Source organism: Helicobacter brantae (assembly GCF_003364205.1).
Lineage (GTDB): Bacteria > Campylobacterota > Campylobacteria > Campylobacterales > Helicobacteraceae > Helicobacter_G > Helicobacter_G brantae.
This window is the reverse complement of the sequence record NZ_NXLV01000017.1, coordinates 22,974-36,113: the sequence shown is the minus strand read 5'-3', so window position 1 is coordinate 36,113 and position 13,140 is coordinate 22,974. Positions and strand designations below refer to the sequence as shown.

Genomic DNA, 13,140 nt, shown 5'->3' with positions numbered 1-13,140 from the left:
ACTCTTAAGAGTCTTTCTCTATATATCTATAAGGCTTGATGATACCTCTTATCACTCTAGGTTTGAGTATTAGAGGGGAGAGGTATCACAGAGTTTTATAGAGGGGGTGGGAGTTTGAGATAGAAAGAATTAGAGTGCAAGGTTTGATGGTATCCCAAAGGGTATGGGATACCATAGGGTTTTGACTTGTTGTTGTAAGTTTTTGGATTGTAAAGTGTTTTTGAAAGACTGATAAAGCCTCTCCCTCCCCTACTCCTGCTCTTCTTGTGGCAAATCTTTTTTGATAACTTTTAGCTCATTAATTCTTGCTCCATCCATCTCAAGCACCTCATAGCTACAAAACTCATCTTCAATCACATCGCCCACTTCTGGCAATCTTCCTAAGAGATTGAAGACATAACCCCCAAGAGTTACTTGCTCGTGATCATCTTCAAAGCTCACCCCTAGCTCCTCTTCTACACTCTCCAAATCTAGCATTCCACTGATTTTATAAGTTTTCTCATTGATTTGAGAGCATTCCTCATCAACAGAGTCATACTCATCTGAAATATCTCCCACAATCTCCTCGATGATGTCTTCCATCGTCAAAAGCCCTGAAGTGCCACCATATTCATCGACAACCAAAGCTGTATGGATTTGCTCTTTATTCATTTTCTTGAGAATGTCAGAGATCGAAGCATTTTCAGGGACGATCATCATCTTGCGTAAAATAGAGTTAAAATCCCTCTTTTTCTCACTCATCTCTCCAAGCAAATCACGGATATGAATCATTCCCAAAATATTGTCTTTGCTCTCTTTGAAGTAAGGATAGCGTGTGTGGTTGGTTTCCATAATGACTTTGAGATTCTCCTCAAAGCTCTCATCTGCATCAAGACAAATCATATTTTTGCGTGGTGTCATAATCTCTTTTGCCACAGTATCGGAGAAATCCACAGCATTTTTGATAATCTCCCCCTCCACAGAATCCAAAAACCCTCCCTTCAAACTCTCCCCCACAATGATTTTGAGCTCTTCATCAGAGTGGGCGATCTCATGCTCTGTGGCAGGGCGAATGCGAATAAGAGAGAGGAAAAATCCTGCCAAAATCTCAAAAAATCGGATAAATGGATAGAGCAAAAGCCAAAAATAATGCAATGGGCGTGATACCCAAAGCGTGATACTCTCAGCTTTTGCAATAGCGATAGATTTTGGGACAAGCTCCCCTAAAACCACATGAAGCAAAGTAATGGCTGTGAAAGCAATCACAAAGCTAATAGAGTGGATCAAAACCTCATTTTCTTGGCTGATAAACAGAGAAAAAAATGCTTCCAAAATCTTAGCAATCGCAGGTTCTCCAATCCACCCTAGAGCAAGTGAGGAGAGTGTGATACCAAGCTGGGTAGCACTCAAATAACTATCAAGAGAATTTGTGATTTTTAAAGCAAGTTTGGCACTTGAACTGCCGTTTTTGGCCAACTCCTCTAATTTGGAGCGACGCACTTTGACGATTGCAAACTCTGAGAGAACAAAAAAACCATTCAAAAAAACAAGCACTAATGCGAAAAATACCATCAAAACCGACTGGTAAGGGTCCAAAGACTAACTCCTTATTGAGTAAAATAAAACCCACATTCTAGCACCATTTGGCTTAAATATTCTCTAAATTGATTTCCAAAGATAAACCAATAGGAGAGCAACCCCTATGCACCCCCCGATTCTGCAGACTAGCAACTATAAGTGCTAATAAACTCAAATGGATGAGGACGAGCTTCCCAAGGCCAAATTTCAGCCTCAAATTTATAGGCTTTATAGGTTTGGATAAATTCTTCGCTAAAGACTTCTCCCACTTTGAGATAATCCCTATCCAAAAGCATTTCCTCAATCGCTGTTCTTAGAGTGTGAGGGAGTTGTTTGATCCCTTTATCTCTAATCTCATCAAGTGTAAGCTCAAAGAGATCTATATCCATAGGCTCTCCTGCAGGGAGCTTGTGGATAATCCCATCAAGCCCTGCCATAAGCAAAGAAGAAAATGCAAGATAAGGATTGCTAGAGCTATCAGGGAATCTAAATTCCAATCGCTTGGCTTTCTCTCCTTGATTGTAGGGGATTCGGATACTTGCAGAGCGATTTTGAGCTGAATATGCCAAGATTGAAGGGGCTTCAAACCCAGGGATAAGGCGTTTGTAGGAGTTTGTAGAAGCATTAGTGAAAGCTGCCACACTTCTTGCGTGAGTTAATACCCCTCCCAAAAAATGCAATGCCATATCGCTTAGCCCTTGATACTTATCTCCTGCAAAGAGATTTTTGCCATCTTTCCAAATACTGATATGAGTGTGCATACCACTTCCATTATCTCCATAAAGTGGCTTTGGCATAAATGTAGCAGTTTTGCCATTGAGATGAGCAACCATTTTGACAACATATTTTAGCTTTTGGACATTATCAGCAGCTTCTAGCATATCGCCAAATTTGATCCCAATCTCGCCTTGTGCTTGAGCAACTTCGTGATGAACTACAAAAGTTTCAATCCCCACTTGATTAAGCACTTTTACCATCTCAGCTCTAATATCTACCATACTATCAATAGGTGGCACAGGGAAATACCCTCCTTTTGTGCCAGGGCGATGCCCCATATTCACACCATCAAATTCTTTGTTTCTATTCCACTCACCCTCTTCTGTATCAATCTCATAGGCTTGAGTGTTGATATTGTCTTTGATTTTAATACTATCAAAGATAAAAAACTCATTTTCAGGCCCAAAGTAGGCAATATCTCCGATTCCACTTTCTTTGAGATAACTCATTGCCTTTTTGATGATACTTCTAGGACATTTCTCATAGGGCTGATTTTTGTAAATATCCCACACATCACAAAACACAACCATTGTCGCATCTGCACTGAATGGATCGATAAAGTATCGCACAGGATCAGGTTTGAGAATCATATCTGAACGATTGATAGGTTGCCACTTTGGCAAAGAACTTGCATCAAAAGCGATTCCCTTCTCAAATACATCTTCATCTACTGCACTCGCTGAGAAACTCACATGATGCCAAGTGCCTTTGATATCAGTAAATCTAAAGTCGATAAACTCAACCTCATTTTCACTACAACTTGCAAAAAACTCTCTAATTTGCTCTCTCATCTTTTCTCCTTAGAATTTGTAATGCAATTTTAAAACAAAAATAAGCCTAGAAGCCTACAAGATATTGCTTTTTTGTGTTTCTTTCCTATATAAACCCTCATTGCCAAAAAGTATTGAAGTCTCAAGTGTGCTAAAATCTTTGAAATCCACTCAAAGGAGAAGAAATGAAAAAACTCCCAATTGAGATACTTCAAAGCTTTGATAAAGATATCATCTCTATCCTCTCATCTCAAAGATTAGAGAGCTATAAAGGAAATATAGAGCAATACTATGCAAACAGGATTTTAGCCTTTAGGGCAGGACATAAGATTGCAGAGCTAGAAATCTATTTGCGTAACAAAATGGACTTTTGCCTTAAGGAATTAGTAGGAGAAGAGTGGATAAAAGAAGAAGAGAGCTTAGGGCTAATCTCCCAAAAAGGACATACTCCACTCCAATCTCTCTCCCCCTCTCAAATCCTCTCCTCTCTTATGCTTGGGGAGATTGTGGGGCTTATCAATCACTATGAAATCAAGCATTATATGTTTGATTTGAGAAAGATAGATTTTAAGAAGTATCATTGGAGCAATCGAAACTTTTTCTATATCAATGGCAGAAAAAATCACTTCTCCAATGTTGAAAAAGTCAATACTGCCCTCAATCTCATTCGCAATATTCGCAATCGTGCATTTCATTGGGAAAATTTATTCAAGGTTACAATCAAGGACAATGCAGAGATATTCCCACGCATTACCCACAAAGAAAGAGGCACAACCATAGGGATAATGCCTGATAAGATTTTAGAATTTTTAGATGACTTGATTGATTGTATTGATAATCCAATGATGAAAGCATATCGGAGTATAAATATAAGAGGATTTTGAAAGGTGGGCGCAAGTCCGCCCTTGAACGTGATGGGAATTATACCCCAAAAAGAGCAATTTTTAGCTTTTTTTGACTTTTTTCCAAGTCTTTGTTGCTTTTTTGACTACCTCAAGCACACTATCCATTCCTCCTGCAAGGGAGAAGAGCCAATATTTATGCAAGAAAATTAGCTCAATTTGTTTGGCTCTTCTTTGCATTTCATCTTGAGTATTCTTAACTAGCACTTTGGCTATATCCATCTCTTGATGAAAGATATAAGACTGCAAGGCATCAATAAAAGTCGCTCCAAAGATAGGATCTTTGAAAAAATCTTTGATTTTGTCAATCTCCTTGTAGAGCTTATCCATTTTTTTATAATCGATTTTTTCTAGCTCATTTGCTTCATTGAGTTTTTCTAGCTCATCACAAAACTCTGCGACTTTAAGGAAGACTTTTTCAATCTTTTTTTGCTTACTTTTTCCCTCTTTGAGCCAAGTTTGGCATCTTTTTGAAACAAGTTCCATATTTTCCTCTACCTCCTCCACTCTTGGGAAAGTGAGAATAATTGGAGCTTTAATCTCTCTTGGGATAGAAGCGATTGCCTCTTTGAAGGATACTTCCTTACTCCCCTCAATCCTTGCTCCCCCTTCAGTGGAGTTAATCACCTCCAAAGGATAAGGCGTGTTTGCAATATCTCGCTCATAGAAGTTGAGGAACATTTTCCACACTTGTGTGCTTTCAACCTCCCCTCCTCCACCATATTTGGTAACATAGACTTTGTTTTCTCTTGGCTTAATCTCATCACTTCCATAAATCGCTCCCTTAGAGTGTGAGCTTCCATCCTCTCCAAAAGCCAAATCTTGTCCGATAATAATGCAACGCTTAAACCTAGAATGCACCACCATTTCATACGCCATATTTGCCGCACTCATTCCAATACCTAGATACCCATAAGAGTCAATCCCAAAATAAGTGGTATATCCAAAGGGACGGAAGCTATATTGAATCAATCCTCCTTTGTCCTCCACGGCCTTTTTAAGTCGTGGATGCACAATTGAAGTGAGGGCAAAAACCACGCCCTCAAATGCCTCTTTTGGAGTCTCTTCATAAAACTTTGCCGTAGCCTCTACTCTCTCTAAAGAAAGCACCACATCAGGCTTAATGCCGTGTTGATAGAGGATAGGGAAAGATGCATCGATACAAAAGAGTGTCGCATAAGGAGCAATTTCTTTGAGCAATGGGAGTTGCTTATACAGACTTGGCCCTGTGGCGACAATAATAGCTGTATCTCTGCCTTTGAGTTGAGTGATAAGCTCTACAAGGGTGGGAGAGTTCAGAGCTTGGGGGAGGTTTTGGATATGATGATCTATCCCCACGATTGCATCGTGTGCGTCATTTCCCACTGAAACCACAGCGTGTTCTATAGCTTTGATAAAGTAGTGATTTAGCTCAAAAAACTTTTGAGAATATCGCTCATAATACGCATTGAAAATCTCAAGCATATAGGTTTTGGCATAGAGCTTGGATCGTTTGTCTTCATCAAAGAGATTGGCAACTTCTTGATAGCTCAAATTTTGAGAGCAGATAATCACAAGCTTTTTATCCAAAATCTCTTGAGAGAAGTCAATGAAATGCAATGCAATAAAAAGCATTTCAAGTTCAGGCTCAAACACCACCAAACGCTTCAGTACCTCACTTGAGAGCAGAAGTTTATAAAGCACCCCATTTCCAAACCCATAAAAATACAAATACGGATAATACGCATAGCCTTTTAGCTCCTCAAATCGCTTCATACTCTCTTGCAGGGGTTGAGTAGCAAAGAGAGAAACTTGCTCTTGCTTATCATAGATATTATAATTGGCAATATCCTCACTCATAAACACTTCATAGCGATTATTGGGTTTGAGATTTTGGAGTTTATACGCTAAATTGGGATTTGTGATTGCAATACACGCTAGATTGCTTTGGAAAAAGTCTTTCATTTAAAGCCTTAAGAATAAATTCCCCCCATTCCCCCAAAGAGAGGGATAGACTATTGGAGAAGTCTGAGAACATTTTGTTGCACTTGGTTGGCTTGTGCCATAGCAAAGCTTCCACTTTGTGCCAAAATGTTGTGCTTGGAGAATGTCGCTGATTCTGCGGCAAAATCCACATCTCTGATTTGTGATTCTGCAGCCTTGACATTGACTTGGGTTACAGAAATGTTGTTGATTGTTGATGTGAGCTGATTTTGCACTGAACCCATATCTGCTCTAATCTTATCAAGCTGAATTCTTGCTGATTCTGCCATATCCATTACAATCATCGCACCCTCTAGACTTGTAACACCTGAGCTTAATCCTTGAGCGTTTAGAGTAGCTTGAGCGGCATTTGCATTAGCTCCTGAAGCTGAGGCAACATTGGCATTGAAATCTCCTAGCAAAGATCGCAATGCAATCGTTGCTTCTGCCACACCTTGAGCTGAATGGAATCCAACATGACTAAAGTTTGTTCCACTAATGACGATATCTCTAGCATTGGTTCGAACAAGAGTGAGACGACCGACGATTGCGTGATTTGTTCCGGAGATTCCCGCGAAGTTTCCTCCTCCAAATACCGCACCACTCGCACTCGTTGTTTGAATCGAAATCGCTCTTCCATCAACACTTTTGATATTGATTCTTCCTGTAATATCGATAAATGCCTCAACACCCGTGGAGTCTTTTACAGCGTTAATTGCATTAATCAGTTTTCCATCTGCATCGTTTTTCTTGACATCATTGATTGTCCCGATATTTACACCATTGATTGTAAGACCACGCACCGTTCCTGACTGCACAGGCACGCCTCCTGTTGCCATTACATTCCAACTTGCTCTTACACCAAGCTTATCTGAATATCGATTGATTGCCTCACTCAATACTCCAATACCTGTTCCTGCAGAGTTTGAAATCTTAACGGTTTCAATCTCGTATTCTTCTGTTCCATTAACTTCTTTGAAATTAAAAGATACTTCTGTGAGGTTTTTTGCCCCAGCACTTGCTTTCATTCCATCAGCTGTGATAGAAGAGCTTTCCATTCTCACATGTCCAATCTTATCTGAGCTTGTCGCACCAATAGAAGCCTTAATCGTTGTATTGGAGAATGCACCGATTTGGAATTCTTTGTTTGTGAAAGCACCTGAGAGCATTTGCTGACCATTGAAGCTTGTTGTATTGGCGATATTATCCAATTCCTCTAGCAATCTTGTGATATCTGCTTGAAGAGCCTTTCTTGTCTCTGTGGTTTGCCCATCTTGAGCGGCTTGGATTGCTTTTGTTTTGATTGTATCCAAAATCTTGATTTGCTCATCCATTGCCTTATCAGCAACTTGGATCATACCGATAGCGTCATTTGCATTTTTGACTGCTTGTCCTAAGCTCTCACTTTGAGATCTCAAACTATCAGCGATTGCCATACCTGAAGCATCATCTGCTGCTTTGTTGATACGCAAACCTGAACTCAACTTCTCCAATGAAGAAGCAATTGCACGATTGTTTTGAACACCAATTGCGTGAGCATTTAGTGCTGCGATGTTTGTGTTTATCCTAAAACCCATCTTGTATCCTTACTAAAAAGTTTTTACGCAAGGACGATTAGCAACTAGTGTTCCAATTTTTGTCAAATACAGATTTTGAGGTCAAAATATTTTTCTTACTATCCCCAATCTTATACATTGGATATATTCTTAGTAATGTCAAAATCAAGTTGGCAGCATTATTGCGATCAAGAAAAGAGACTATCTCTAAATGAGGTTTTGAAATCTATCAAATCCAACCTCTCAAAAGTGCAAAAGATTTTTGAGGAGTTATGAGAAAAAATGGGAGGGGGCTTAATCAATCTTAAGCACACTCAAAAACGCTTCTTGTGGAAGCTCTACTTTTCCGATAGCTTTCATTCTCTTCTTCCCCTCTTTTTGCTTCTCCAAAAGCTTTCTTTTCCTTGTGATATCCCCTCCATAGCATTTGGCTGTTACATTTTTTCCCATCGACTTCACGGTTTCTCTTGCGATGATTTTATTGCCTACACTTGCTTGAATCGCCACTTCAAAGAGTTGGCGTGGGATAAGCTCTTTCATTGATTCTACCAATGCCCTACCTTTCTGATAAGCCTTGCTTCTATCTACAATGATTGAGAGTGCATCGACCACTTCCCCTGCCACACGCACATCAAGTTTGACAAGATCGCCATCACGATACTCAATAGGCTCATAGTCAAAACTCGCATATCCTTTGGTGCTAGATTTGAGCTTGTCATAGAAATCCATTACAATCTCATTGCTTGGCAAAGCATACACTAGCATTACCCTACTCTCATTGATATACTCCATTTTCTCTTGCACCCCTCGGCGATTGTTTAGCAATGTGATGACATTGCCTAGATACTCTGTGGGGGTGATGATAGAAGCTCGGACATAAGGCTCTTGGATTGTAGCAATCCTTTGCTCAGGGGGAAGTTCGCTTGGATTTTGCACTTTGAGCACCTCTCCGTTTGTGAGATGCACTTCATACACCACCGTGGGAGCAGTGGCGATGAGATCCAAATCAAACTCTCTCTCAAGCCTCTCTTTGACTACTTCCATATGAAGCAATCCCAAAAACCCTACACGAAACCCAAAGCCCAACGCCACAGAGGTTTCAGGCTCAAAATCTAGGGCAGAATCATTGAGTTTGAGTTTGTTGAGGGCATCACGCAATTCTTCAAATTTGTCAGTTTGGATAGGATAGATTCCTGCAAATACAAAGGGTTTAGCAGGCATAAAACCTTCCACAGGGGAGCTAGTAGGATTGAGGGCATCTGTCATTGTATCCCCCACAGCAATATCTGTAAGGCTTTTAAGCCCCAAAGACACGATCCCTATCTCTCCACAAGAAAGCTTAGAGGTTTTTTGCTGATGGATAGGGTGAGGATACATTAGACTTAGCACTTCGTGAGTTTTTTGCGTGTTCATCATTGTAAGCTTTTGCCCTACTTCAATGCTCCCATCAATCACCCTCACAAGTGAGAGGGCTCCAAGATAGTTATCAAACCAAGAATCATAAATGAGGGCTTTTGTAGGAGCCTCAGGGTTGCCTCTAGGAGAGGGGATTTTCTCCACAATCGCCTCTAGCAAGGCTTGTATCCCTAACCCACTCTTAGCACTCACTTCCAAAGCCTCAGAACAATCAAGGGCAATGGTGTTTTCAATATCCTCTTTTACCCCCTCCACATCACTTGCAGGTAAATCAATTTTATTTAGCACAGGGAGGATTTCAAGATGATTATCTAGTGCGATATAAACATTGGCAATCGTTTGAGCCTCTACCCCTTGTGTGCTATCCACTACAAGCAATGCCCCCTCACAGCTACTTAGACTTCTACTTACCTCATAGCTGAAATCCACGTGCCCTGGGGTGTCGATGAGATTGAGGATATAGGGTTTGCCCTTATAAGTGTAGTTTAGCCTTACAGATTGGGCTTTGATTGTAATCCCTCGCTCTTTTTCTATATCCATAGTATCCATCACTTGACTTGTCATCTCTCTATCACTAATCGCTCCACACTCTTGAATGAGCCTATCTGCTAGGGTGCTTTTGCCATGATCAATATGGGCAATGATTGAAAAATTTCTAATATTTTGCATTAAATTTCCTAAAAGTAGATTGAGAGAGAATTTTACACTATTTGAGGGAGAAAAAGGGCTAGATGGGAAAATCCCATCTAGTTTATTTAATCACAATGGTTTTAACTCCATTGTTGCTATACACCAAGATTCTCTTGGTTTTGCCTTTGAATTGTGCTAGGGCTTTGTTGTAGGCATTCATATCAGTGATTGCTACATTTTCAATCTGAGCGATAATATCTCCATCTCTAAATCCTGCCTCATAAGCTTGGCTTTCCTCACTTACAAAAGTGACTAATACCCCATTGATATCTTGAGGGATTCTGCTTCTTTGTCGGATTTGAGGAGTGATTTCTTGCACTGTTACTCCTTGGATTTGTCCTTTTGGATCGGCTTTGGTATCTGCTTTTTTGCCTGATTTACCTTTGGTGTCTTTATGCTCTGCAAGATTGAGCGTTACACTTGCTTCTTTTTTGTCGCGAATGTAAGTGATTGTAACTTTCTCATTGGGCGACATTGTGCCAATCATATTTCTAAGCTCTGCTGAGTTTTTGATAGGTTTACCATTGACTTTTGTGATGAGATCCCACACCATAAGTCCTGCTTTTTTGGCTGGAGAATCATTCTCTAGTGAGATAATCACTGCCCCCTCTTTGTCCCCATAAGTATCTCTAAGATCTGAACTCACATCTTGAATCCCTACCCCTAGATAACCTCTGCGGATACCCCCTTTTTCGATAAGTTGCTTGACAATCTTTTTGACCATATCTGAAGGGATTGCAAATCCGATTCCTTGATTTCCTCCACTGCGTGAGATGATAGCAGTATTGATACCAATCAAAGCCCCACGACTATCCACCAATGCTCCACCAGAATTGCCTGGGTTGATTGAAGCGTCAGTTTGGATAAAGTTTTCATAATCATTGATTCCAATTCCATTTTTGTTGAGAGCTGAGACGATTCCTTGAGTGATTGTCTCCCCTACTCCAAAAGGATTTCCTATCGCAAATACCAAATCCCCCACTTTTACAAGTGAGCTATCTGCAAACTTGATACTAGGAAGATTGTTTTGCTCGATTTTAATCACTGCCAAATCTGTGCGAGAATCAGTTCCGATGATTTTGGCTTTATACTCTTTATTGCTCCCTGGCAAAGATACCATAATCTTATCTGCACCATCAATTACATGATTATTGGTAACGATATATCCATCTTTGGAGATAATCACACCACTTCCTAGAGATCTCTCTACCTTTTCTTTAGGCACTTGGCGATACATATCTCCAAAGAATTGTTGGAAAAAGGGATCGTTAAACATTGGGTGATTATTCATTTGGCTTTTGATTTTCTTTTGAGTGGAAATATTGACAACCACTTGAGAAGCCCCTTCAATAGAAGCATTAAAAGAATAAATCCTTGTTTGTCCAATATCAGGAGATACTCTATCTTGGACTTTTGGCATCTCCTCTACATCAAACCCCATCAGCAAACTTGCACTCAGCAAAATTGGGGTTAAAACTCTAGTTTTCATTAAAACTCCTTACTTTGTATTTTTGAGCAAAAAAGATTATTCTCATAATGCAAACATTTTGATAACAAACTCTTTCTACTTAATCATTAAATAACTTTTGAGAAGGTATTTTGACAAATCGTTTTTGGGGATTCCCCCTCCATTATTTTGGAGGGAGGAGATCAGAAGTAAGTAATGGACGGCGTCTTGAAGTGTTTTTGGGAGCGTATTCTTTGGAGAGATAATCCAAAATTGTCTTTTCAGTCTCAGGATCAAACTCCCAAAGCCCTTGAGTTTCTTGCATCCACTTAATTGCTGTAATCCAATCTTGGCGTGTTCCTGTCGTCATTGTATACATCTTGGCAGAATGACAAACCGTGCAGTTATCTCTCACGGTTTCCCACCCCTCAGCGATTTTCATCCCTGTGGCAGGATCAATTTGCTCTGCACAAAACCCTAAACTTGCCAAAAGCAAAAGAGAGGCTACTCTTTTCATCACTCACCTCACCTTAAATCACACGCACAGCGATTCTATGACAAGAATTGCTCAAATAACCTCGTGGATTCCACCCTGGCAATACCATAGGTTGAGATACACCCTTATCATCTACTGCTCTAGCCCACACTTCATAATATCCCTCTTGTGGGAATTTCACAGTTGCACTCCACTCCTGCCAAGAGAAGCGATTGAGAGGTTTGTTGAGCTTTGCTTTTTGCCAAGTTGCTCCAAAGTCAATACTTACCCACATTTCTTTGACACTTCTATCTCCTGCCCAAGCTTTTCCTCTCACATCAAGAGTTTTGTTTGAAGTTTTAAGTCCTGAGAGTGGATGAGTGATGATAGACTTGACTACCATTCCCTCTAGCACACACATATTCTCATCAGGCACTTGCTCTCCTGGTGCAACAGGTTTGCAAGGCATTCGATAACTTTGCCCATTCATTTTTTCCCCATCATGCACCTTGTTTCTTATCACAATCTTTTTGAGCCATTTTCCTGAAACACTTGCACTCCACCCACCGATAACAAGTCTTAGAGGGTATCCATTCATATAAGGGATTGGCTCTCCCTCATAATCCCACGCAATCAAACTCTCCTCTTCTAGTGCCTTGCTCATTGGCACACCTCTTGAAATCGTGGCTTTATCGGCATTGCCATCAAGTCTTGTATCTGCTCCATAGTATCCGATATAAACTGCGTCTTTTTTAATCCCACAATACTCCAAAACATCTTTTAGTCTTACTCCTGTCCATCTACCACAAGCCACAGCTCCGATTTTCCACTGATTGCCTTTAGTGGCTGGGACGATTTCAGCCCTTGAGTTTCCTGCACACTCTACTACTAGAGCATAAGTGTAGGTTTTAAACTTCTTCTTTAGCTCATCAATTGTGAAAGTTTGAGGTTTTTTACAAGACTCCCCACCAATCTCTAAAGTCCATTTTTTGGGATCAAGAGTTGCCTCCTCAGGTGCATTTCCATTGTTTCTGATGAAAAAATGATTTGGGGCAGTAAAAGGTGCATCAAGATATTGCACAGGGGTTTCTGCTGTGATGGGTTTATCATTGAGATAAATTAATCCATCTTTTCCTGCCACACTAAAGGGTGTATCACTATTTGCAAAAAGTGCAGGGATTACTCCTCCTGGCATATTTTCTGCAAATGGTATGTTTGAGCCGATGATTGAAGCCATTGCTAGAAGTGAAGATTTTCTCAAAAATCCTCTTCTGCTGATAGGATCAACCTCTCTTCCAAAAATATCTAAATCTGCCTTTTGTGGATTCTCAGCATATGCTTGGTGGATTCCTTTTTGTTTTTTCATATCTACTCTCCTTGTTTTACAAAATCACTTAATTAAGCAGGTAGATTCTATCAAAAAGTAAGTAATCATTTGACTACATAAAAGAAATTTATCAAAAAATTTGTTTTTTGGCATATTTTTTATTAGAATCACACAATTCGATAAATAGTCTTGTCAAGCAAAAAGCCCAAAATCATCTAAGATCCAAAGCAATCCTTTGCAAAACTATCTAGGTTATCTCTA

Annotated in this window: 9 protein-coding genes; 1 reads left to right on the top strand and 8 read right to left on the bottom strand. The window is 40.0% G+C overall.

Features of this window, described 5'->3' with window-relative positions:
• Positions 1 to 249: 249 nt before the first annotated feature.
• Both CQA58_RS07405 and glnA read right to left on the bottom strand, forming a co-directional pair.
• Positions 250 to 1,575: a hemolysin family protein gene (locus CQA58_RS07405; protein WP_170126769.1), complete on the bottom strand. Its 1,326-nt coding sequence runs from the start codon at positions 1,573 to 1,575 to the stop codon at positions 250 to 252.
• A 128-nt stretch (positions 1,576 to 1,703) separates the two neighbouring features.
• Positions 1,704 to 3,125 carry a type I glutamate--ammonia ligase gene (gene glnA / locus CQA58_RS07400; protein ID WP_115570076.1) on the bottom strand — a complete coding sequence of 474 codons (1,422 nt, stop codon included), beginning with the start codon at positions 3,123 to 3,125 and terminating at the stop codon, positions 1,704 to 1,706.
• A 164-nt stretch (positions 3,126 to 3,289) separates the two neighbouring features.
• On the opposite strand from glnA, the gene CQA58_RS07395 reads away from it, so the two are divergent.
• On the top strand, positions 3,290 to 3,988 hold the full coding sequence (locus CQA58_RS07395; RefSeq protein WP_115570075.1) for a hypothetical protein: 699 nt from the start codon (positions 3,290 to 3,292) through the stop codon (positions 3,986 to 3,988).
• 60 nt (positions 3,989 to 4,048) lie between these two features.
• Here CQA58_RS07395 and CQA58_RS07390 read toward each other — a convergent pair whose 3' ends face one another.
• The 6 genes from CQA58_RS07390 to CQA58_RS07365 all read right to left on the bottom strand — a co-directional run bounded on the left by CQA58_RS07390 (position 4,049) and on the right by CQA58_RS07365 (position 12,918).
• Positions 4,049 to 5,950, bottom strand: a complete 1,902-nt coding sequence (locus CQA58_RS07390; protein WP_115570074.1) for a motility associated factor glycosyltransferase family protein — start codon at positions 5,948 to 5,950, stop codon at positions 4,049 to 4,051.
• A gap of 50 nt (positions 5,951 to 6,000) precedes the next feature.
• Complete coding sequence (locus CQA58_RS07385) at positions 6,001 to 7,545, bottom strand: flagellin B (protein ID WP_115570073.1); 1,545 nt, start codon at positions 7,543 to 7,545, stop codon at positions 6,001 to 6,003.
• Positions 7,546 to 7,818: 273 nt separating this feature from the next.
• Positions 7,819 to 9,609: a translation elongation factor 4 gene (lepA, locus tag CQA58_RS07380; protein WP_115570072.1), complete on the bottom strand. Its 1,791-nt coding sequence runs from the start codon at positions 9,607 to 9,609 to the stop codon at positions 7,819 to 7,821.
• An 82-nt stretch (positions 9,610 to 9,691) separates the two neighbouring features.
• On the bottom strand, positions 9,692 to 11,119 hold the full coding sequence (locus CQA58_RS07375; RefSeq protein ID WP_115570071.1) for a Do family serine endopeptidase: 1,428 nt from the start codon (positions 11,117 to 11,119) through the stop codon (positions 9,692 to 9,694).
• A gap of 142 nt (positions 11,120 to 11,261) precedes the next feature.
• Positions 11,262 to 11,594, bottom strand: a complete 333-nt coding sequence (locus CQA58_RS07370) for a hypothetical protein (protein ID WP_115570070.1) — start codon at positions 11,592 to 11,594, stop codon at positions 11,262 to 11,264.
• 13 nt (positions 11,595 to 11,607) lie between these two features.
• Positions 11,608 to 12,918 (bottom strand): sulfite oxidase, encoded by a 1,311-nt coding sequence (locus tag CQA58_RS07365; protein WP_115570069.1) that lies wholly within the window; start codon positions 12,916 to 12,918, stop codon positions 11,608 to 11,610.
• Positions 12,919 to 13,140: the final 222 nt, after the last annotated feature.